General features: G+C 58.6%; 17 protein-coding genes, 2 rRNA genes and 1 pseudogene. 10 read left to right on the top strand and 10 right to left on the bottom strand.

Annotated elements, in window-relative coordinates:
• Together rrf (KGB24_RS21850) and rrf (KGB24_RS21845) are read left to right on the top strand one after the other, a co-directional pair.
• Window positions 1-97, top strand: a 5S ribosomal RNA gene (rrf, locus tag KGB24_RS21850); the annotation flags it as partial.
• Window positions 98-201: 104 nt separating this feature from the next.
• Window positions 202-317: ribosomal RNA gene (gene rrf / locus KGB24_RS21845) — 5S ribosomal RNA — on the top strand.
• 215 nt (window positions 318-532) lie between these two features.
• On the opposite strand, the gene KGB24_RS21840 is transcribed toward rrf (KGB24_RS21845), so the two are convergent.
• On the bottom strand, window positions 533-1,579 hold the full coding sequence (locus KGB24_RS21840; RefSeq protein ID WP_223415340.1) for a FecR domain-containing protein: 1,047 nt from the start codon (window positions 1,577-1,579) through the stop codon (window positions 533-535).
• Window positions 1,579-1,662: pseudogene (locus tag KGB24_RS29470) on the bottom strand (RNA polymerase subunit sigma); the annotation flags it as partial. The pseudogene KGB24_RS29470 and the gene KGB24_RS21840, both read right to left, overlap by 1 nt.
• A gap of 309 nt (window positions 1,663-1,971) precedes the next feature.
• Between KGB24_RS29470 and KGB24_RS21835 the strand changes: the two are divergent.
• On the top strand, window positions 1,972-3,852 hold the full coding sequence (locus KGB24_RS21835; protein WP_223415336.1) for a methyl-accepting chemotaxis protein: 1,881 nt from the start codon (window positions 1,972-1,974) through the stop codon (window positions 3,850-3,852).
• 154 nt (window positions 3,853-4,006) lie between these two features.
• Here the strand turns inward: KGB24_RS21835 and KGB24_RS21830 are convergent, their stop codons facing one another.
• The 5 genes from KGB24_RS21830 to KGB24_RS21810 all read right to left on the bottom strand — a co-directional run bounded on the left by KGB24_RS21830 (window position 4,007) and on the right by KGB24_RS21810 (window position 10,978).
• Window positions 4,007-4,474, bottom strand: coding sequence for an SRPBCC family protein (locus KGB24_RS21830; RefSeq protein WP_223415335.1), 468 nt, complete (start codon window positions 4,472-4,474; stop codon window positions 4,007-4,009).
• Between the two features lie 22 nt (window positions 4,475-4,496).
• The gene (locus tag KGB24_RS21825; protein WP_223415334.1) at window positions 4,497-7,913 is read right to left on the bottom strand and encodes a non-ribosomal peptide synthetase; all 3,417 of its coding nucleotides are present in this window, start codon (window positions 7,911-7,913) and stop codon (window positions 4,497-4,499) included.
• Between the two features lie 13 nt (window positions 7,914-7,926).
• A complete protein-coding gene (locus tag KGB24_RS21820) occupies window positions 7,927-8,856 on the bottom strand; it encodes a diiron oxygenase (protein WP_223415333.1) in 930 nt (309 codons plus the stop codon).
• Window positions 8,853-9,629, bottom strand: a complete 777-nt coding sequence (locus KGB24_RS21815) for a DUF3050 domain-containing protein (RefSeq protein ID WP_008039599.1) — start codon at window positions 9,627-9,629, stop codon at window positions 8,853-8,855. Before KGB24_RS21815 ends, KGB24_RS21820 begins: the two co-directional genes overlap by 4 nt.
• A gap of 638 nt (window positions 9,630-10,267) precedes the next feature.
• Window positions 10,268-10,978, bottom strand: coding sequence for a GntR family transcriptional regulator (locus KGB24_RS21810; RefSeq protein ID WP_223415332.1), 711 nt, complete (start codon window positions 10,976-10,978; stop codon window positions 10,268-10,270).
• A gap of 193 nt (window positions 10,979-11,171) precedes the next feature.
• Between KGB24_RS21810 and lapG the strand changes: the two genes are divergently transcribed.
• Genes lapG through KGB24_RS21795 form a run of 3 tightly spaced genes read left to right on the top strand, consistent with a single transcriptional unit; the run spans window position 11,172 to window position 14,021 of the window.
• Window positions 11,172-11,864 (top strand): cysteine protease LapG, encoded by a 693-nt coding sequence (gene lapG, locus KGB24_RS21805; RefSeq protein ID WP_192226605.1) that lies wholly within the window; start codon window positions 11,172-11,174, stop codon window positions 11,862-11,864.
• A 14-nt stretch (window positions 11,865-11,878) separates the two neighbouring features.
• A complete protein-coding gene (gene lapD / locus KGB24_RS21800; protein WP_223415331.1) occupies window positions 11,879-13,822 on the top strand; it encodes a cyclic di-GMP receptor LapD in 1,944 nt (647 codons plus the stop codon).
• Window positions 13,803-14,021 (top strand): DUF6124 family protein, encoded by a 219-nt coding sequence (locus KGB24_RS21795; RefSeq protein ID WP_317846487.1) that lies wholly within the window; start codon window positions 13,803-13,805, stop codon window positions 14,019-14,021. Before lapD ends, KGB24_RS21795 begins: the two co-directional genes overlap by 20 nt.
• 117 nt (window positions 14,022-14,138) lie before the next feature.
• Here the strand turns inward: KGB24_RS21795 and KGB24_RS21790 are convergent, their stop codons facing one another.
• Window positions 14,139-14,504 (bottom strand): hypothetical protein, encoded by a 366-nt coding sequence (locus tag KGB24_RS21790; protein ID WP_008024492.1) that lies wholly within the window; start codon window positions 14,502-14,504, stop codon window positions 14,139-14,141.
• Window positions 14,505-14,736: 232 nt separating this feature from the next.
• Between KGB24_RS21790 and KGB24_RS21785 the strand changes: the two genes are divergently transcribed.
• Genes KGB24_RS21785 through KGB24_RS21770 form a run of 4 tightly spaced genes read left to right on the top strand, consistent with a single transcriptional unit; the run spans window position 14,737 to window position 18,421 of the window.
• On the top strand, window positions 14,737-15,624 hold the full coding sequence (locus tag KGB24_RS21785; RefSeq protein ID WP_008024496.1) for a TauD/TfdA dioxygenase family protein: 888 nt from the start codon (window positions 14,737-14,739) through the stop codon (window positions 15,622-15,624).
• A gap of 18 nt (window positions 15,625-15,642) precedes the next feature.
• Window positions 15,643-16,668, top strand: a complete 1,026-nt coding sequence (locus tag KGB24_RS21780) for an ABC transporter substrate-binding protein (protein ID WP_008039621.1) — start codon at window positions 15,643-15,645, stop codon at window positions 16,666-16,668.
• Window positions 16,669-16,673: 5 nt separating this feature from the next.
• A complete protein-coding gene (locus tag KGB24_RS21775) occupies window positions 16,674-17,534 on the top strand; it encodes an ABC transporter ATP-binding protein (protein WP_008024500.1) in 861 nt (286 codons plus the stop codon).
• Between the two features lie 20 nt (window positions 17,535-17,554).
• Window positions 17,555-18,421 carry an ABC transporter permease gene (locus tag KGB24_RS21770; RefSeq protein WP_084323356.1) on the top strand — a complete coding sequence of 289 codons (867 nt, stop codon included), beginning with the start codon at window positions 17,555-17,557 and terminating at the stop codon, window positions 18,419-18,421.
• Window positions 18,422-18,447: 26 nt separating this feature from the next.
• Here KGB24_RS21770 and KGB24_RS21765 read toward each other — a convergent pair whose 3' ends face one another.
• Both KGB24_RS21765 and KGB24_RS29300 read right to left on the bottom strand, forming a co-directional pair.
• Complete coding sequence (locus tag KGB24_RS21765; RefSeq protein WP_223415330.1) at window positions 18,448-19,260, bottom strand: RHS repeat-associated core domain-containing protein; 813 nt, start codon at window positions 19,258-19,260, stop codon at window positions 18,448-18,450.
• 140 nt (window positions 19,261-19,400) lie between these two features.
• Entirely contained in the window at window positions 19,401-20,525 is a 1,125-nt protein-coding gene (locus KGB24_RS29300) for an RHS repeat-associated core domain-containing protein (RefSeq protein ID WP_317846486.1), read from the bottom strand.
• Window positions 20,526-20,698: the final 173 nt, after the last annotated feature.

The following is a 20,698-nucleotide window of genomic DNA, read 5'->3' as shown; positions in this document are numbered from 1 at the left end:
TGGAACCACCTGATCCCATCCCGAACTCAGCAGTGAAACGATGCATCGCCGATGGTAGTGTGGGGTTTCCCCATGTGAGAGTAGGTCATCGTCAAGATTAAATTCCGAAACCCCAATTGCGAAAGCAATTGGGGTTTTGTTTTAGTAGAAGTCACCAATTTTGCTGGCACGTTACGGCGTAACGGGCTGGTCACAGAATTTCTTGACGACCATAGAGCATTGGAACCACCTGATCCCATCCCGAACTCAGCAGTGAAACGATGCATCGCCGATGGTAGTGTGGGGTTTCCCCATGTGAGAGTAGGTCATCGTCAAGATTGAATTCCGAAACCCCTGTCTGCTAGCGCAGGCAGGGGTTTTTTCGTTTCGGGCTCGCTAATATCTCGATTGCCTGCTTAGGAAAAACAAAAAAGCCAGCCCCTGAAAATCAAGGGCTGGCTTTTGTGTATGCCGAGTATTTGGAACTGGTAGCTCACTGTGGCGGTTTTCGGTTAGATGCCCGCCTGGCGTGCAAACTGACTGAGCACATCGCTCAAAGGTCCGGCGGCAACGTTGTAGCGGTGGGTGCTGACTGCCGCTCCAACGTCACCCACCATCGGGTGCGGTAGCGCAGTTGCACCGGCAAGGTCTGCGGAAGGATGGCCAGCAGTTTGTCGGTGTCCTCCAACCGGAAGACACCGGACAGCCGCAAGTCGGCGATATCTGTTGTGCACGTCAGATAACCATGACGGTAGCGTCCGACCTCCTGCAGGAAATCGCCAAGACGCATGTTGCGGGTGACGATCAGACCGTCGACCCAGGCGCCGACATCCATGTCCTGCGGTGGTGCCAATCGTGCCCGCTGATGATCAATCACATAGCTCTGACCGGCCTGCACCTGAATCGGCATGCCATCGGCAGGCGATGGTGAATGGATCGCGACCATGCCGCTGGTCACGCTGAGCCGCGTGCAGTCCGCTTCCTGGCGAAGGATGAAGCGTGCGGCGACGCCCTCATACACACCGTGGCGACTGTGCACGCGTAGCGGTCGATCCAGTGAAGATCCTTCATCGGCCCCGCCGCACGTCACGATGATTTCGCCACGGGTCAGTTTGATCAGACGCTGGTGCGCGGTGTAGTCCAGATCCACTGAACTGGCGGTGTTCAGTTCCAGTCGCGTGCCATCCGGCAGCTGGAAACCACGGCGCTCGCCCGTAACGGTGGCGAAATCCGCGGTCCACTGTTGCCAGCCCGTCAGATCCCTGCCCAGCCATGCTGCCGATCCCATCAACAACGCACCCGACAACAGCTTCAAGGCCTGGCGCCTGCCCAGTCCTTGAGCACTGTTTTCCAGCGTGTTGAAGGCAACGTGGGCACCGGGTGCCGCATGCAGATTGTTGTTGAGTTCAGCGTGCAGGGACTGCACCCGTTGCCAGGCCAATTCGTGTTCCTGATGTTCTGCCCGCCAGACATCGCATTGCTGGCGCAGCCTGGAATTGCTCGCGTTGTTTCGCAAGCGCAGCAGCCAGTGGATGGCTTGTTTGACCACTTGTTGATGAGGTTCGCCACGCCGACCCAGTGCAGGATTATCCACAGGCATCATGTTGGGTACCGCAGCAGGTAGCAGTGATAGAGCGAATCAGCGACATAGCGCTCCACCGAACGTTGAGAGTGAGCCCTTCGGCTGCATTAGCCCGAACGTCACAAATGATAATTACTCGCATTGTTGTCAAGGGACGGGGAATTTGCAACTGCCGCTCGAACAAACGTCATCACACCAATGCTACTCAAGCGCTCTAGCACGCCGTTCGGCGGGTATCTGACGGAAATACCGGTCATTTCGTACATGCCCCTAAGATTTATCCCGCCTGTGCCGACAGACTGGTGAGACATGCGTGCACCAAAGTAGAGCGGCCATAGAGCCGCTTGAGCTGTACATGGAATGTTGCAACCCGGAACGCATCCCCACTTTCTGCATAGAAGCCCTATGAAATGAATCTCAAGTTCAGCCATAAAATCCTGTTGGCCGCCTCCGGCGTCGTGGTGCTGGCTTTTGCGTTGTTCACTTTGTACAACGACTATCTGCAGCGAAATACCATTCGGCAAAACCTCGAATCCTCTGTTCAACAAGCCGGCGACCTGACCGCCAGCAGCGTGCAGAACTGGATGAGCGGCCGCGTGCTGGTGCTGGAAAACCTCGCGCAAAACGTCGCTCATCAAGGCGCCAATGCCGATATGCCGGGGCTGGTTGATCAGCCGGCCTTCACCTCCAACTTCCAGTTCACGTACGTCGGCCAGACTAATGGCGTGTTCACTCAGCGCCCTGACGCGAAGATGCCGGACGGCTACGATCCGCGTCAGCGTCCCTGGTACAAGCAAGCGGTTGTCGCTGACAAAACCATGCTGACCCCGCCTTACATGGCGGCCGTCGGAGGGTTGGTCGTGACCATCGCCATGCCGGTGAAAAAGAATGGCGAGTTGCTTGGTGTGGTCGGTGGTGACCTGAGTCTGGAAACCCTGGTGAAGATCATCAACTCAGTGGACTTCGGCGGCATTGGCCATGCGTTTCTGGTCAGTGCCGACGGCCAGGTGATCGTCAGCCCTGACAAAGACCAGGTCATGAAGAACCTGAAGGACATCTACCCCAACGCCGGCCTGCGCATCGAGAAGGGCAATCAGCAAGTCACCCTGAACAACCAGGAACGCATCCTCTCGTTCACCCCGGTCAACGGTTTGCCGAATGCTGCGTGGTACATCGGTCTGTCGATCGATAAGGACAAGGCCTACGCACCATTGAGCCAATTCCGCACCTCAGCGTTGATCGCGATGTTTATCGCTGTCACCGTCATTGCGGTGCTGCTGACCCTGCTGATCAACGTGCTGATGCGCCCGCTGACCACCATGGGTCGTGCGATGCAGGACATCGCCCAGGGCGAAGGCGACCTGACCCGTCGACTGTCCGTGGAAAGCAAAGATGAATTCGGCGAACTGGGCGGCTCCTTCAACCAGTTCGTGGAGCGAATTCACGCGTCGATTTCCGAAGTGTCCTCGGCAACCCGGCAGGTCCATGACCTGTCGCAACGGGTGATGGCTTCGTCCAACGCGTCGATCGTCGGTTCCGACGAACAAAGTGCGCGCACCAACAGCGTGGCGGCGGCAATTAACCAGTTGGGCGCCGCCACCCAGGAAATCGCCCGCAACGCCGCCGACGCTTCGCAGCATGCAAGCGGCGCGAGCGAGCAGGCCGATGACGGTCGCCAGGTGGTGGAAAAAACCATTCTGGCCATGACCGAGCTGTCGCAGAAAATCAGCCTGTCGTGCACGCAGATCGAAACCCTGAACGCGAGCACCGACAACATCGGGCACATTCTCGATGTGATCAAAGGCATCTCCCAGCAGACCAACTTGTTGGCGCTCAACGCCGCCATTGAAGCGGCACGCGCCGGTGAAGCCGGTCGTGGTTTTGCGGTGGTGGCGGACGAGGTACGCAACCTGGCGCATCGCACGCAGGAGTCGGCCGAGGAGATTCACAAGATGATCACGTCGCTGCAGGTCGGCTCGCGTGAAGCGGTGACCACCATGAACGCCAGTCAGGTCTCCAGCGAAGAGAGCGTTGAAGTGGCGAACCAGGCGGGTCTGCGTCTGGTCAGCGTGACGAAGCGCATTGGCGAAATCGATGGGATGAACCAGTCGGTGGCGGCTGCGACCGAGGAGCAGACGGCGGTGGTGGAAACCCTCAACGTCGACGTTAATCAGATCAATCTGCTGAATCAGCAGAGCGTGGCCAACCTCAATGAAACGTTGAAGGATTGCGATGCATTGTCGTTGCAGGCGAATCGGTTGAAGCAGTTGGTTGATAGCTTCAAGATCTGATTCAGATTTGTCAGACCGCGTTATCGTTCAATCGCGAGCAGGCTCGCTCCCACAGGGATCATCATTGTTCACATAGGCTGTGTTCAATGAAGGTCCAATGTGGGAGCGAGCCTGCTCGCGATAGCGATGGATGAGTCACCGCCGAAGTAACGTCCTACGCAAACAGCTTCAACACATTATTCATCGCATCATCGGCAAACCCCTGCACAAAATCCTTGAATCCCGGCAGCGCCTCCGCGCCGCCCGAGGCTGGCTCGGCCTTGATGGTCCAGGTCGCTCGGGACTTGCCTTCACCCAGCACCTCAACCGTCATCGCCGCCCACAAATTGGCCACGCCCAAGGTGTTGTAGATCGTGGTCCAGGTCATGCTTCGCGCCTGGTCATCCCGCGAATTGAGTTGCTCGACCACCAGGTTGCCGTCCTTGAAAAATTTCTTGCGCAGCGATGACACGCCTTCGCCGGTCATCTCGATGTGCGACAACGCCGGGATGAATTGATCGAAGCCGGCAAAGTTGCCGACCACCGCCCAGACTTTTTCGGCCTGCGCCGGCACGTCCACGGACGACACGACGTGGCAGCCTTGCGGGTTTTTGATCAGGGTATCGGGTTGCAGGTTTTTCATGGTTTTGCTCCGCTTGAGTGATTCAGATGAAGTTGATTTCTTTGAGGTAATCGCAGCCGCGACGCAGCAGCGCCGGGGATTTTTCCGGGTAGTGCGCGCCCATCTGCCGCACGCCGGCCTGAGCGTTGTCATGGCCGATCATCGAGATGTCGCCGATGTCTTCTTCGAAGCCGTTGAGGTAAAAACCGAGCACGCCGAACAGCGCGTTGTCGCTGTCGACCCGTCCCAGTTGCTGCTGCCAGTCGGAGACGCTGACCATGGAGAATTCCCGACCCGCCTCACGAAAGGACGCGACATAATCGTCCCAACTCAGCGGCTCGGGGTTGTGCAGGTTGAACACCGCTTTTTCCGCTGAATATCGGCTGGCGTGGAAGGCGATGAAACGGGCGAGAAAGTCCACCGGCATCAGGTCGAAATTCAACGCGAATTCCGGCACCTGACCGAGCTGGATCGAGCCTTTGAGCATCAGCATCAAACGGTTTTTGTGCGGTTGGCAGACGCCGCTCAAGCTGTTGAAACTGATGTTGCCGGGGCGGTACAGATTGACCCGAACCCCGCGCTCCCGAGCCCTTTCCAGGATCCGTTCGCCGACCCACTTGGACAGGTTGTAGCCATTCTTGATATAGATCGGCGGGGTCTGCGCGGCGGGCAGTTCGAGCACCCGGCAATCAGCGGAAATCGTGCTCGAAGCCGACAGCGTCGAGACGAAATTGAAGATTTTTTTACTGCGTCCTTCGCACAGGCGCAGGCACTCGAAGATTGGTTCTACGTTGTCCCGCGCCAGCGACTCGTAATCCAGCACGTGATTGACGTTGGCGGCGTTGTGCACCAGCGCGCCATACTCGCGATCCAGGCGCTCATAAACACCCACCGCAAGCCCCAGCGAGGGCTGTGTGATGTCCGCCGCGTAAACCCGCACCCGGCTCAAATCCAGATGCTCCAGACGGTTTTCCCGCAACGCGTGGGCAAAGCGTTCCGCTGCCGATTGCCCGCTGCCATCGCGCACCAGACACGCCACTTCGCTGGCGCCCCACGCCAACAACGCTTCGACAATATGCACACCGACAAAACTGTTGGCGCCGGTGACGATCACCTTGTGTACATCACCCATGCGACTGACGGGCAGCGGCTCGATATCCAGTTCGCGGAAGGCATCCGCCATGGCCTGTTCGCTCAGTACTTCCTCAGTACCGGAGCCGCGCACCAGCGTCGCCAGTTTCGCGATGGTCGGCAGTTCGATGAAGCGATTGATCGAGATGCTGCGACCGAACTCTTCACGCAGGCGCAACAGCATGCGCGACAGCAGGATCGAGTGGCCGCCCAAATTGAAGAAACTTTCGTCGGTGGAAATGTCGCTGGCCGGCAACTCCAGCAGCTCGGCCCAGATTTCCAGCAGCAGCGCTTCATCGGCACTGGCCGGCAAGCGTCGCTCGGTGTTTTCGGCGATGCTGACGGGCAGCTCCAGCAGGGCTTTACGATCGACCTTGCCGTTGCTGGCAAACGGCATGCTCGCCAGTTCGGTCCAGGCGGTGGGCTGCATGTAGTCCGGCAGAAACTGGGTGGCGTGCGCCTTCAGCGCTTCACGCGCAGCGCCGGGTAGCGCTTCCTGAGGCTGGGCGAGGAACGCCAGAATCCGCCGTTGGCTGTCGATGACCACGGCCACCTGGCGGTACAGCTGACTGTCGCGCAGGCAACGTTCGATCTCCTCCGGCTCGACCCGAAAGCCACGAATTTTTACCTGATTGTCCCGGCGTCCGCACAGCTCGATACCGGCGTCGGTCCACTTCGCCATGTCGCCGGTGCGGTAGGCCCGCAGGTGCTCACCGCTCGGCAGGCTCACGTTCAAATAGCGCTCGGCGGTCTGTTGTGAATTGTTCAGATAGCCCAGGCAGACACCGGGCCCGACGATGTACAACTCGCCGACGGTCTGTTCGCCCACCGGCTGAAAATCCTCGTCGAGAATCAGCACCTGACTGTTGGCAATAGGCGCGCCGAGGGTGCGATTGCTGTCGCCGGTGCGCAGTTGCCGCGCGGTGATCAGCACCGTCGCTTCGGTCGGGCCATAGAGGTTGTAGAGGTTGCCCTGGCGGGTGAGCTGCTCGATGACATAGGGTTCGCACACATCGCCACCGGTCATCACGTGATCCAGCACCTGCAACTGCTCCAGCGGCAGAATGCTCAACAAGGCTGGTGGCAGAAACGCGTGGCTCAAGCGTTGGTGGCGGATCAGTTCCACCAGTTGCAGCGGATCACGGCGTTGATCATCGCTGGGCACGATCAGCTCGGCGCCCTGCAACAGGGTCGGGAAAATATCGATCAGCGACGAGTCGAAACTCAACGACGAAAACTGCAGCGCCCGGCTCTGCTCCGTCAGTTGTACATAGTCGGCGTACCACGCGGTGAAGTGCGCGAGGTTGGCCTGGCTGAGCAACACGCCTTTGGGATGGCCGGTGGTGCCGGAGGTGTAGAGCGCCATGCACGGCGCGTCGAGGTCCGGGCGCTGGCGCATCAAAGGTTGGTCGAGATCCACGCTGTCGATGTCGATCGCGCTGATGTCCAGGCTGAGCATCTCGGATGCAAGAGGATGCTGCCCGTCGTGCAGCAGCAACACGGCACCGGCATTCGACAGAATGTAGTGCTGACGTTGCAGCGGGTGGCTCGGCTCCAGCGGCAGATACACCGCGCCGCTGCCGAGAATCGCCAGAATCCCCGCATACAACGCACTGCATTTCGGCAGGCAAATGCCGATCACCCACGGCCCGTCGAGTTGTTCGAGCATTGGCTGCAAACGCTGCTGGATGGCGCGGCTGTGAGCATGCAGTTGGCGATAGTTGAGGGACGTGCCGGCAAGGTTCAGCGCCGGTCTTTCGGCGGACTGCGTGAAGCGCTGCTCAAGCCGCTCGATCATCGGCACTTGCGCGAGTTGCAGCAACCGAGGATCAGCAGTGGAATTGAGCCGATGGACGAAGGCCAGGCGTTCCAGGAACCGCAGGCTTTCTAGCCGCTCGAAATGCACCGGGGTCGCTGGCTCGGCCAATAGAAAATAGTCGGCGTCCCGCGAGAAACGACTGACCAGCAACGCTACGTGGTCCACCAATTCCGCCACCGCCCGCACACGCAATGCCTGGCCGTTACCCGAAGGTTCGTCGGCAATCGGCACGCGCGTGAGCAGCGTCGAACCGTGCAGGCATAGCAAGTCCAACGTCACAAGACCTGAAGTCTGCGGCTCGCCGACGCCCAGTTGCAGCGTCAGTCGCGATGTCGCGTCGAAGTCCTCAAACGGCAGGCTTGTGTCGTCGATCAGCAAATCGAATGGTCCCGCCGCAGGCTGATCAACTGCCTCAAGCCGCATCAGTGAATGACCGTGTTGTTCGAGCTCCAGCGCCAGGTCGGTCAGGGCCTGGCTCTGCCCGATGAGCAGAATGTCGAGACGTCTCATGATGTGCTCCTCGTCAAACCAGGTAGTCGCTCAGGGCTTCTTGAACGCACGGCGAATCGAGCAGCGAACTGCTGCGAAAAAACCGCACGATGTTGGCGACCAATGGGTGATGGCGGTTGATCGGGAAGGCCAGTCCCGACACTTCGCGCTTGAGTGCGGCGCGCGCGGCTTCGCTGATCTGCAAGGAATCGATCAGGCGGAAGTCGAACGACTTCTGAATGTCGTTGGTCAGGTAATGGCCGATGAAGACCGGCAAAATCTGCGCGATGTATCGCCGATCTTCTTCACTTGCGGTGTGCCAGTAGATGCGCACCAGCCGCGCCCAGAAGCCGGAGTGGCGACCCTCGTCGAGCAGGTGATCTGCCATCAAACCCTTGATCGATTGCTTGACCGTGTCGTCCTTGGCAAACGCCGCCACATCACCGGTGACGGTGTTCTCGGCGATGGCTACGCAGATCAACTCCACGGCACTGCGCAGGTGTTCCGGTGCGAGTGCCACGGCGGCCGGAATCGCCCGGCTCAGTTCGATTTCATACGGCAGGTCGATGGGCGTGATGCCCGTCATGGCGACGGTTTGCTGCATGAAATCCATCGCCACCAGCGCGTGGTAATCCTCGTCCACCACCACGGTCATGGCGTCGTACCGGCAGGCGAACGGGAAGGCCACGGCAAAGCGGTTCTTGGCGATACTGCGCGCGGTTTTGTCGACGATCTCGGTTTCGAAAATCACCACGTCGTTGATGAATTTGTAGAGCGTCTGCACCAGGGCGAAATCCCGTTGCTCCGGGCATTCGCGCAGGAAGGTTTCGCTCAATACCAGCGGTTGGCGACTGAGCGGGTAGATCAGCTTTTCGTCGTTCTCCAGCACGCGGCGCGGTCGGGTGCGGATGGTCGCGCGGCTTTCCCAGGCGTCGGCGAAGGATTGGTAGTCGGCGGCGTTCATGCGTTCACCTCCGCCAACGGCTCGCTCATGCTCAGGCGCAGGCCGTCCCACAGGGCAATGCGGCTTTCCACGGCGGCGAGGGCGCTGGCGTAGACGTCTTCTTCGCGTTGCGGATCGCCATTGACCAATCTCGCGAGGAGTTTTTCCGCTGCCGGGCCGTGGTCTTCGGAATCGACTTCGATGTGCCGTTCCAGGTAGTAACGGAAGGTCGGCGCCTGCTCGATGCCGATGCCCCAATCGTCGAGAATCCGCTGGAACATCTGCGGTATCACGCTCTCGCGACCGTGCAAAAATGCCGCTGCAACACTGTGGCCGGGTGCATGCAGCGCGGTGTGCAAGGTATGGCGCACGAACTGCGCAGCGGCCGGGTCAACGTCCACGCTCTGCAATGCCACGTCATAACTCACGCCTTCTTGCTGCAGGGCTACGAAGCGTTCGATGACGGCCGTGCTGGCCCCCACTTCGCGCATCGCATCGAGGTACAACTCGAAATGGCTGTAATGGCCGTGGGCCGGACGATCATCGGACTCTTCGCCAAGCACGATCTCGTTGATCAGGCGCGCCGCTTGCGGATCGCTCGGCGGCAGCCAGGGCAACTGAACGCAGGTCAGCTCCTGTTGCAGGCGCTTGGTCAGCGACATGAAATCCCATACCGCAAACACATGGGATTCCATGAAACGTTGAAGTACCGAAAGCGAATGTATTTCAGAGAAAATCGGGTGCGCGCTAAGTTCTGCTTTCTTCTGATTAAGACGGTCTTTAGTCGATTTCATGGCGAGCCTATAAGTGGTCCGGAGTGAGGTGTGATCAATAAGTAACGAGCGTTTTAAGTAGTCTGATGGCGAGCAGATGCCTCAAATGAATTGATCGGTATTAGTTGCATATAGGTCTTATGGCTAAGGGGTTTCAGCCAGTGGCCAGTAGTGGCGGAGAAAAGCTAATACACGAATAAAGTGCTGGGCAAGTTATTTTTATACTATTTTAAAGTTTAACTTTTTCGAGCGTGACAAGTTCCAATAAGACTTTATGAATAAGTTTTATTTGGGCGTAGTTGCTCCTTTCGGCTTATATAAGTCGAAATCGAAATAAAGAGTGAATGCCTCACTCGAAGCAACTTTCTAAGGGTGATCGTTAGTGTGATTTGAGGGGTGGAAGTTGGCCGGGACGCCGATGCTTCCTTTCCCGTGGCAAGACTCCTTCCTTAGGTTCTTGATGCGGGGACTGTGCCGCTCATGCGGTGCGTCGCCCGTTTGTTATTCGTTGGCAGCCCAAGAGTGAGCGTAAATCAAGGCAGCCGCTATCACCGACGCGTCGTAGGGTCAGTGCAAGGGGCGGGTTTGGCAGAAAGGATGTGCAGGCGCGGCAGGCGCGGGCGAGCAGGTTGACCTGCTCGCGCTGTTGCCGGGGTGATTTATTTCGAGGTTTTTCTGCTTTGCGCTTCGGGGCTTTCGAGATAGCGGGTGATGACCTCGACACCTCGGTTGAGGTGATGTTCGAGCAGCTTCACCGAACGCTCGACGTCGCGGTCTTCCACCGCCCGCAGCAACGCACGGTGATCTTCCTGGGACAGTTTGCCCAGGCCCATGGCTTCCAGGTTGAAGCGCAGGAAGCGCTCCTCTTCGTTCAGGCCGTCTTCGACCAGCCTCAAGAGCCGACGGTTAGGCGCCTTGCAATACATCGACATGTGGAACAGGCGGTTCAGCCGGCCGATTTCGGTGTAGTCGTGTTCCGTTTCCAGTTCGTCGATGTAGCGGGCCGCCTGCTCGAAGTCTTCGTTGGTGAGCAAAGGGATCGACAGGCGCAGGGCTTCGGACTCCAGAAGGATGCGCAATGCGTAAGTCTCGACGGCGTCGCCCTGAACCAGTGGCGCGACCACCGCACCTTTGTGGGCGACCACGTTAAGCAGCGCTTGGGCTTCGAGCTGGCGCAAGGCTTCACGGACCGGCATGCGGCTGACACCAAACAGGTCGGCCAGGTCTTGTTGGCGAAGGGCCGTGCCGCAAGGAATGCGACCATCGAGAATGGCGGCACGCAGGGTCTCTTCGATGACCGAGCGGGCCAGATGAGCGGGAATCGGCCCGTTGACCTTGATACTGCTGAGAGGGTTGGGCTTCTGTGTCACTACTACGCACCCTGAATGACTGAGATAATTTGGATCCAAGAGGACACTAGTGACTGCCTGACAGGTTGTCAAACGCACACAGGGTCACACTTCAAGTTTAGTCGGCCCGCAGTGATCTCACCGTGCCATTGTCATTTAACAGGCTAACCTTCAACATCAATCGATTCCACCTGCCCACCCTGGATGCCTCGCATTGGCGGCACGTTTCGCGATCCCTCGGACCTTGCGCTGGTTGTGCTGCGCGTTGCTGCTGGCCGGTGTCATTTCGGGCGGCCTGCACGCCGACTGGGATTTTTCCCTGATCAGTCGTCGGGCGCAGGCGTTGTACGGGCCATTGGGCGAGGGTCAGCAGCGCATCGATGCCTGGCAGCAATTGTTGGCGACGCAGAAGCAACTCAGTGAGCTGGACCAGCTCAATGTGGTCAACCAATTCTTCAACAAACAGATGCGCTATGAAGAGGACATCGACCTGTGGCACGAGGTCGATTATTGGGAAACCCCGATCGAAGCCTTGTGGAAAGGCGCCGGTGATTGCGAAGACTTCGCCATCGCCAAGTATTTCAGCCTGCGCCGCCTCGGCGTTTCCAGTGACAAGTTGCGCATTACTTACGTAAAGGCCCTGAGCCTCAATCGCGCGCACATGGTGCTGACGTACTACGCCAGCCCTGACGCCATGCCGCTGGTGCTCGACAGCCTGATCGATGCGATCAAGCCCGCCAGCCAACGTACCGATCTGTTGCCGGTCTACGCTTTCAATGCCGAAGGCTTGTGGTTGCCGGGTGCCAAGGGCAACAAGAAAGTGGGCGATACCAAGCGGTTGTCCCGTTGGCAGGATGTGTTGAAGAAAATGCAGGCGGAAGGATTCCCGGTCGAAACGATTAACTAGGAGCACGCGCTCAGATGTCTTTGTTCAAACAGCTATTGATCGCTATTTGTCTGTTCCTGGTGGTCGCCTTCACCGGCAGCTTCATGGTCAGCCTCGAGAGCTCGCGCACCCAGTACGTCAACCAGTTGCGCTCCCACGCCCAGGACGCCGCGACGGCGTTGGCGCTGTCGTTGACGCCGAACATCGATGACCCGGCGATGGTCGAGCTGCTGGTCAGCTCGATCTTCGACAGCGGTTACTACGCGAGCATCCGCGTGGTTGATCTGTCGAGCGACAAGACGCTGGTCGAACGCAACGGCATCCCGGCGGTCACCAATGTGCCGGACTGGTTCATCAAACTGATCGGCCTGGAACCGGCGGGTGGCGATGCGATTGTCAGCCGTGGCTGGGAACAGGCCGCGCGGGTCGAAGTGGTCAGCCATCCGATGTTCGCGCTGGCCAAGCTTTGGCAGAGCGCACTGGGCAGTCTCGGCTGGTTGCTGCTTTGCGGCGCGGTGAGTGCGGCGCTCGGTGCGTTGCTGTTGCGTCGGCAATTGAAACCGCTGGACTACATGGTCCAGCAATCCCACGCCATTGCCCGCCGCGAATTCCTCAGCCTGCCGGACCTGCCGCGCACACCTGAATTGCGCCGCGTGGTGCAGGCCATGAACCAGATGGTCGAGAAGCTCAAGGCGTTGTTCCAGGAGCAGGCCGAACGCAGTGAAAAACTGCGCGCCGAGTCCTATCAGGACAACCTGACCGGGTTGGCCAACCGGCGCTACTTCGAGATGCAATTGAACGCGCGGGTGAGCAATCCGGAACAGGCGAGTTCGGGTTATTTGTTGCTGCTACGGGTCAAGGACCTCGCCGGGCTGAATCAGCGCCTGGGCGGTCAACACACCGATGATTTGTTGATAGCGGTCGGCGAACAACTGTCCCGCGAGTGCGCCAAATACCCCGAAACGCTGAACCTTGTCACGCGGATCCGTGGTGGTGAGTTTGCCGTGCTGGCGCCGGGATTGCTGCGCGCAGAAGCGCTGCAACTGGCGCAAAACCTCGACAGTGCCTTGGCCAGCCTGCATGCGACCGGCGCCACCGACGTGGCCGCAGTGGCCTTCATCGGGCTTGCGCCGTTTGTGTATGGCGACGCTCCGCAAGCGGTACTCGGGCTGGCGGATCAGGCACTGGCGCAGGCTGAAGGCCAGGGCGATTCCCGGTGGGTGTGCCTGGACCGCGCAACGTCGGCCCCTGTCGGCGATGATCATCATGCCTGGCACAGCTTGCTCGACCTGGCGCTGAATCAGCAGCGCTTCGAGCTGTATTTCCAGCCGGTGGTGGCCAGTCAGGACACGACGCTGGTGCTGCATTACAAAGTGCTTTCGCGCCTGATCGACGAGCAGGGCCAGGTGATCCCCGCCGGCCGGTTCTTGCCGTGGCTTGAGCGTTTCGGCTGGGCCGCGCGCCTCGACCGCCTGATGTTGGAGCGGGTGCTTGAGCAGATGGCCGACCATGAAGCGTCGTTGGCGCTGAACCTGTCCTCGGCGACGCTGGCCAATCCGCAGGCGCTGAGTCAACTCTTCGATATTTTGCGGGCGCATTCCAGTTTGGGGTCGCGGCTGACACTGGAAATCGGCGAGGAACAACTGCCGGAGCAGGCTGAGCTGGAAGAGCTGACACGGCGACTACGTGAACTCGGATTCTCGTTGAGCCTGCAACACTTTGGCGGGCGCTTCAGCATGATCGGCAACCTGGCACGGCTCGGGTTGGCGTATTTGAAGATCGACGGCGTTTACATCCGCGCGATTGATCAGGAGAGCGACAAGCGTTTGTTCATCGAGGCGATTCAGCGGGCGGCGCACAGCATCGACTTGCCGTTGATTGCCGAGCGGGTCGAGACGGACGGGGAGTTGGAGGTGATTCGCGAGATGGGGATTTACGGTGTGCAAGGGCAGTTGTTTGGTGAGCCGAAGCCTTGGTAGTGGGGCTTTCGAAGACCTGTTCTCCATCAGTGCCATCGCTGCCAACCTCGCCGACGATGAGGACGGCTCAAGCCGATGCGTCGCACTGGCGCTTGACCGAATGGCCGACGGGGTGCATTTGTTGGTGGAGCGGGCGCAGGATCATCTGGAGTCGCCGGAGTTGTTGGCGTTTTGTTCAAGAAGGATGAGCCTGCGGTGACTTGAAGGCCGCCATCGCCGGCAAGCCGGCTCCTACAGAGGTAGTGGTTGATCACAAACCCTGTAGGAGCCGGCTTGCCGGCGATGGCGTCAAAACAGGCAACAATGAAGGAGGGACTCAGATCAACCCGGTCTCATCTTCATCCACCAAAAGACTCAACCCACCCAACGCCTCCCGCGCCTGGGACCGGTCCATGAGTTTGGCTTGTGCGGCGGCCGGCAGATCGGTGACGCGGATCACGCCTTTATCGGTCAGCACCTGAATCAAGTCGTCCAGTACCCGGATCATGTCCAGGTCGCTCTGCTTCAACTGCTTGAGTTGTTTGATTTGTTGAAGTTGTTTGTGGCTGGTGGCCATGACTTCGCTGGCAAACCAGGCCTGAAGGTCCGGGTGTTCAGCGGGCAAGGTTTCGGTGGACCCGGCATAGGCCTCGGCTTCCACGCGCATCAGTTGACCATCTGCATTGCGTTGCACGTAGAACATTGAGCGTCCCTCAAGCGTTGAGCAGCGTCATCCTGTCAGCAGCATAGGCGAAATAAGCCATATGGTTATTCGCTAACGGTATTTAAATTCACGTTCTTATATCTATAAAGTCAACCTCCTGCGTACCTGCCGACCAATCGGCGCGCCGCACGACACGAACCAACACGGGACCTCCGTGAGTTTCTGATCGACGTGCGCGCCCTTGAGCGTGCCGTGCGTGGGAGTGATTTTTATGTCAGCCGTCTCTGCGTCACCTGCAATCGCACCGCAAACCTTTGAGATTCGCCCGTTCAGCGGTGCTGTCGGAGCCGAAATCATCGGCCTGGACCTGTCCCGCCCGATCAATGATCAGGACTTCGCCCGCATCCACCGCGCGCACCTGGATCATCACGTCGTGGTGTTCCGCGACCAACGCATTACCCCCGAACAGCACATCGACTTCAGCCGCCGTTTTGGCGTGTTGCAGATCCACGTGCTCAAGCAGTTCCTGCTGACCGGGCACCCGGAAATCCTCATCGTTTCCAACATCATCGAAAACGGCCAATCCATCGGCCTCGGTGACGCCGGCAAGTTCTGGCACTCCGACCTGTCCTATAAAGAATTGCCGAGCCTGGGCTCGATGCTGCACGCCCAGGAATTGCCGTCCGAGGGCGGCGACACCTTGTTCGCCGACATGCACAAAGCCTGGGACAACCTGCCTGAAGCGTTGCGCAAAGCGGTCGAAGGTCGCTCGGCGGCGCACTCGTACACGGCGCGTTACAGCGAGACCAAATTCGAAGGCAACTGGCGTCCGACCCTGACGCCGGAGCAACTGGCCCAGGTTGCCGAAGTCGTCCATCCCATCGTGCGCACGCACCCGGAAAACGGTCGCAAGGCGTTGTTCGTCAGCGAAGGTTTCACCACCCGCATCGTTGGTTTGCCGGACGACGAGAGCAAGCAACTGCTCGACGAGCTCTACGCCCACAGCGTGCTGCCGCACAACATCTACCGCCATCAATGGCAGCCCCATGACCTGGTGTTCTGGGACAACCGTTCGCTGATCCACCTCGCCGCCGGATGCCCCAGCCATCTGCGCCGCAAGTTGTATCGCACCACCATTCAGGGCGACGCGCCTTTCTGATTTGTCGGAGATTGAATCATGTCCAAACGTCTTCCCTTTGCACCGTTGGCTGCGGCCATCGGCCTGGGTTTCAGCCTGATCGCCGGCAGCCTGGTGGCGCCGACTGTGGCTCACGCCGAAGGTGAAATCCGCATCGCCGAACAGTTCGGCATCGTTTACTTGTTGCTTAACGTAGTGCGCGATCAGAACCTGATCGAGAAGTACGGCAAGCAGGAAGGCATCGACATCAAGGTCGACTGGACTCAGCTGTCCGGCGGCGCGGCGGTCAACGATGCGTTGCTCTCCGGTTCGATTGATATCGCCGGTGCCGGCGTCGGTCCGCTGCTGACCATCTGGGATCGCACCCACGGCAAGCAGAACGTCAAAGCCGTGGCTTCCCTCGGCAACTTCCCGTACTACCTGGTGAGCAACAATCCGAAGGTCAAAACCATCGCCGACTTCACCGAGCAGGACCGCATCGCGGTGCCGGCCGTGGGCGTGTCGGTGCAGTCGCGCTTCCTGCAGTACGCGGCCGCCAAGCAATGGGGCGACAAGGAATTCAATCGCCTCGACAAGTACACCATCGCCGTTCCGCACCCGGACGCCACGGCCGCGCTGATTGCCGGCGGCACCGAGTTGACCGGGCATTTCTCCAACCCGCCATTCCAGGATCAGGCGCTGGCCAACCCCAACGTCCATGTGGTGTTGAACACCTATGACCTGCTCGGCCCGAACTCGCCGACGGTGCTGTTCGCCACCGAGAAATTCCGCAACGAGAACCCGAAAACCTACAAGGCCTTCGTCGAAGCGCTGACCGAAGCGGCGCAATTTGCGCAGAACGATAAAGGCGCTGCCGCCGATACCTACATCCGTGTGACCAAGGCGAAAATCGATCGCGCCGCGCTGCTGAAAATCATCGATAACCCGCAGTTCGAATTCAGTGTCACGCCGAAAAATACCTACCCACTGGCCGAGTTCCTCTACCGCGTCGGCGCGATCAAAAACAAACCGGATTCATGGAAGGATTACTTCTTCCAGGACACCAAACCGCTGCAAGGGAGCTGACCGACATGAACGCCCCTTTGCAAGGCCACACGGTCAGCAAACCGAACGTCGCAGCTCAGGCGCTGCTGTCGGTCGACAACGTCAGCCTCGAATACCGCACGCCGCAGCGTGTGGTTCGAGCGACCCACCAAGTCAGTTTTGAAATCGACCCGGCGGACCGCTTTGTGCTGCTCGGTCCTTCCGGTTGCGGCAAATCCACATTGCTCAAGGCGGTTGCCGGGTTCATTCAGCCCGTTGAAGGCGAGATTCGTCTGCAAGGGCAAACCGTCCATGCCCCGGGGCCCGACCGGATCGTGGTGTTCCAGGAATTCGATCAGCTGCCGCCATGGAAAACCGTCAAACAGAACGTGATGTTTCCGCTGCTGGCGTCGAAAACCCTCAAGCGCCAAGAGGCTGAAGAACGGGCGCTGCACTATCTGGACAAGGTCGGGCTGGCGGCATTTGCCGATGCCTATCCGCACACCTTGTCTGGCGGCATGAAGGCTCGCGTTGCCATCGCGCGGGCATTGGCGATGCAGCCGAAAATCCTCCTGATGGACGAACCCTTCGCCGCCCTCGACGCCCTTACACGCCGCAAGATGCAAGAAGAATTGTTGCTGTTGTGGGAAGAGGTGCGGTTCACGTTGCTGTTCGTCACGCACTCCATCGAAGAAGCGCTGGTGGTGGGCAATCGCATCCTGCTGCTGTCGCCGCATCCGGGTCGGGTACGGGCGGAAGTCCACAGCCATCAGTACGATTTGCACAGTCTCGGCGGCGTGGCGTTTCAGGAGTCGGCGCGGCGGATTCATCGGTTGTTGTTCGATGAAGGCCAGTCACCGGAAACCGAGCGTGAGCTGGATTTTTCCGACATTCGCATCGCTTACTGAGCCATTGAGAGGAGTGCCCGATGAGCCAGTTATCATCTGCGCGTGAAGAGTTCGAAACCGTTTTGCAGCCGCTGACCAGCGTCCCGCTGGAGCGTGAGTTGCCCCTGGGTCAACGCCTGTGGCAACAGGGCTGGATTCGCAAAAGCCTGATCCTGATTTTGCTCGCGGTGCTGTGGGAGGTGGTTGCCCGCATTCAGAACAACGACCTGCTGTTGCCGAGTTTTCTGCAAACCGCCAGTGCGTTGTATGGCGGGCTGCTCAGCGGCGAGTTGCTGGGCAAAGTGTGGATTTCGCTGGTGGTATTGCTCAAGGGCTACTTGATCGGCATCGTCCTGGCGTTTGCCCTGACCACCTTGGCGGTGTCCACACAGTTCGGGCGTGATCTGCTGAGTACGCTGACCTCGATGTTCAACCCGCTACCGGCCATTGCGCTGCTGCCGCTGGCGCTGCTGTGGTTTGGGTTGGGGCAGAACAGCCTGATTTTCGTGCTGGTGCATTCGGTGCTCTGGGCGTTGGCGTTGAACACCTATGCGGGTTTTCTGGGTGTCTCGGAAACCTTGCGCATGGCCGGGCGAAATTACGGTTTGAAGGGCATGCGTTTCGTGTTGTTCATCCTGATTCCGGCGGCGCTGCCGTCGATTCTCGCCGGGCTGAAAATCGGCTGGGCCTTTGCCTGGCGTACGCTGATTGCGGCTGAGTTGGTGTTTGGCGCGACCAGTGGCAAGGGTGGGTTGGGGTGGTACATCTTTCAGAATCGCAATGAGCTGTACACGGATAAGGTGTTCGCCGGGTTGGCGGTGGTGATTCTGATTGGATTGCTGGTGGAGAATCTGGTGTTTGATTCGCTGGAGCGGGTGACGGTGAAGCGGTGGGGGATGCAGCGGTGAGGCTGCGTCTCCTATACAGAATCTCTTCATTTCCTGACGTCCGTCACCTTTTTTTGACTATTGGGCGATAGGCTTCTTTTAACTTCGTCAGGATAGCGGGTCTTAATGATTCTCTGTTTATCATCCATTTTGGCTCGGCTGTCATGCCAACTGTCATCTTGATAACTTCGCTTGTAACCTCCGCCCGGACCACTCCCGGATGAGCTCGGGAGGGAGGCATTACTTTGCGGAGCCGGTGTCGAGCTTGGAACACCCCCTACGTTGTGATGTAACCCACCGTCTTTTGCTGTGGGGAGAACATTATGTGTTGTTGGCAGTACCGCAGGCGTTAAGCCTTCCGGACTCGAAGCGCCCAGCGTATTGGGCAGTCCTCCACTGCCGCTGACAGTCGAAATCAACGCATTTACGGGATTTTGCCCAACGGCTCTGTGCTCTTGATACCTACCAACAAGCGTTGCGACGTTATTGCGAAGGGTCGTAAGACTTGGAAAAAAAGCATGCCCGGTCGGATCTTTATTCATCACAGGCTCGCCACCGCAATACATGTACGCGTTCAACCCACCCTGCTCAAACGGACTCAAACTATCCGGGCTATGAAAACGCATTAATCGCGGGTTGTAGGCTCGGTAGCCGTTGCCCAGCAAATACCAATCAATGCGCGCCTCACAAAGCTCACCATTGAACCCCAAGCGAGTCATCACCGTGTGTTGCGCTGACCAATGCCCATAGACGGAATACGCAATACGATTGGTATCACCGGCGACTTCGGCGAGCACCGAGTTTTGGCGGTCGGTCGCCAGCAGCACGGCGCGTTGTTGAACTGAGTTAATGGGAGCCATGGAAGCGTCTTCCTTGGTGATTGGTTCAATAGAACCCAAGGCCTTTAGTTGTACTCCCTCCCTTCAACGCTGTGAACTATCAGAACTGATAGGGGAACAGAGCTTTTTTCGAGTCGAACTTGAGTGAATGGAGACCTTCTTTACCGACTCCGGATACTCGAGTTGGCAGAACTGCTGCTGGAGCTGCTGGAACTGCTGGAATATGAACTTCTAGATGATCTGGATCGAGTCGAGCTCCCTGAGGACCAACTTCTCGCACTCTCTGGGCTGCCTGGTGGAGAAGGATGGTAGATGCTGTTGGGAGGACTGAGAGGCTGGTGAAGGCTCGGGCTATTCCAATGTACGGGTTGAGGATTTGGAGTAAGGCGCGGCTGGTGAGTTGTTGTGAAGCTGGAAGTATAAGGGCCGCTCCCTTGAAGCTGATTGTTTTCGAAACGTGATACATATTGAGGGCCATCGTATAGGGTTCTTGGCTGGTCAAAGCTCGATCGCGGCGTTCCGCCTCCACTCCGGCCCACACTTCCAACCCCGGTCAACGGGGGCCCACCGCTGCCCTTGGGCATACTACTACCGCCCGCAATGGCTACTGTGCCCACGAATGCACTCGCTTGCCACCCTACGTTGGGCTTTATTGTCGTTGGGCCAATATCACTGATCGCTGGAGAACCGCCTGCCATTCTGTTTGATGTTCCTACTGTGATTAACATCGCACCTAAGCCCAGCATGGGGGAATGCCTGCCTTCATTGGCGACACTCATCCTGGCTCCATGGAACCTCCACACTGCCTCAGAGGTCTGCTCGGGACTTAGGGGCGCGCCCAATGCCTTGGCCCGATATCCGGGGAGGTGCACATTTTTTTTCACCCAACTGACAGCCATGTCAACCAGGCCCAAGATAGGCAAATGCCCTGTAGGATCCGACCGATTCACAGGGTCCCCCACACAATACATATACGCATTCAACCCACCCCCACCAAACGGACTCCAACTGTCCGGACTGTGAAAGCGCATCAACCGCGGGTTGTAAGCACGGTAGCCATTACCCAGCAAGTACCAACCCATATTCGCTTCGCGCAATTGGCCATTAAAACCCAGTTTCGTGGCGACTTCCTGCTCCGCGGATTGCTCCCCATAGGCGGAGTAGGCGATGGGGTTAGCTTTACCGCTATGGACTTCGGCGATGATCGAATGGCTGCCGTTGGTTGCCAGCAGCACTGTCCGTGACCACTTGGGTTTCTTTTGATCACCCGCTTTGGGTTGATTCATCAAAGCCTCGCAGAAGTGGGGCAGGGGGGGCTTTGAGTTCTACACGTCTGAGGCAAAGTTGAGAACTATCAGAACTGCTAGGTTTGCAGTACAGACGCAGGAGCAACGCTTGCTCGCGATCGGCGTGACTCGGTTCCACAGGCGGACCGCGTTATCGTTCATCGCGAGCAAGC

The organism is Pseudomonas sp. BF-RE-25 (assembly GCF_019956105.1).
In the GTDB taxonomy this organism is placed as follows: domain Bacteria; phylum Pseudomonadota; class Gammaproteobacteria; order Pseudomonadales; family Pseudomonadaceae; genus Aquipseudomonas; species Aquipseudomonas migulae.
This window is presented reverse-complemented; position numbering and strand designations above follow the sequence as displayed.

Bases quoted from the DNA above. Each gene is read 5' to 3' on its own strand.
- KGB24_RS21765 (WP_223415330.1), bottom strand. From the start codon at position 19,260: ATGGCTCCCATTAACTCAGTTCAACAACGCGCCGTGCTGCTGGCGACC.
- KGB24_RS21835 (WP_223415336.1), top strand. From the start codon at position 1,972: ATGAATCTCAAGTTCAGCCATAAAATCCTGTTGGCCGCCTCCGGCGTC.
- lapD (WP_223415331.1), top strand. From the start codon at position 11,879: ATGTCTTTGTTCAAACAGCTATTGATCGCTATTTGTCTGTTCCTGGTG.
- KGB24_RS21775 (WP_008024500.1), top strand. From the start codon at position 16,674: ATGAACGCCCCTTTGCAAGGCCACACGGTCAGCAAACCGAACGTCGCA.
- KGB24_RS21830 (WP_223415335.1), bottom strand. From the start codon at position 4,474: ATGAAAAACCTGCAACCCGATACCCTGATCAAAAACCCGCAAGGCTGC.
- KGB24_RS21790 (WP_008024492.1), bottom strand. From the start codon at position 14,504: ATGTTCTACGTGCAACGCAATGCAGATGGTCAACTGATGCGCGTGGAA.
- KGB24_RS21820 (WP_223415333.1), bottom strand. From the start codon at position 8,856: ATGAACGCCGCCGACTACCAATCCTTCGCCGACGCCTGGGAAAGCCGC.
- KGB24_RS21780 (WP_008039621.1), top strand. From the start codon at position 15,643: ATGTCCAAACGTCTTCCCTTTGCACCGTTGGCTGCGGCCATCGGCCTG.
- KGB24_RS21785 (WP_008024496.1), top strand. From the start codon at position 14,737: ATGTCAGCCGTCTCTGCGTCACCTGCAATCGCACCGCAAACCTTTGAG.
- KGB24_RS21815 (WP_008039599.1), bottom strand. From the start codon at position 9,629: ATGAAATCGACTAAAGACCGTCTTAATCAGAAGAAAGCAGAACTTAGC.
- KGB24_RS21770 (WP_084323356.1), top strand. From the start codon at position 17,555: ATGAGCCAGTTATCATCTGCGCGTGAAGAGTTCGAAACCGTTTTGCAG.
- KGB24_RS21840 (WP_223415340.1), bottom strand. From the start codon at position 1,579: ATGCCTGTGGATAATCCTGCACTGGGTCGGCGTGGCGAACCTCATCAA.
- KGB24_RS21825 (WP_223415334.1), bottom strand. From the start codon at position 7,913: ATGAGACGTCTCGACATTCTGCTCATCGGGCAGAGCCAGGCCCTGACC.
- KGB24_RS29300 (WP_317846486.1), bottom strand. From the start codon at position 20,525: ATGAATCAACCCAAAGCGGGTGATCAAAAGAAACCCAAGTGGTCACGG.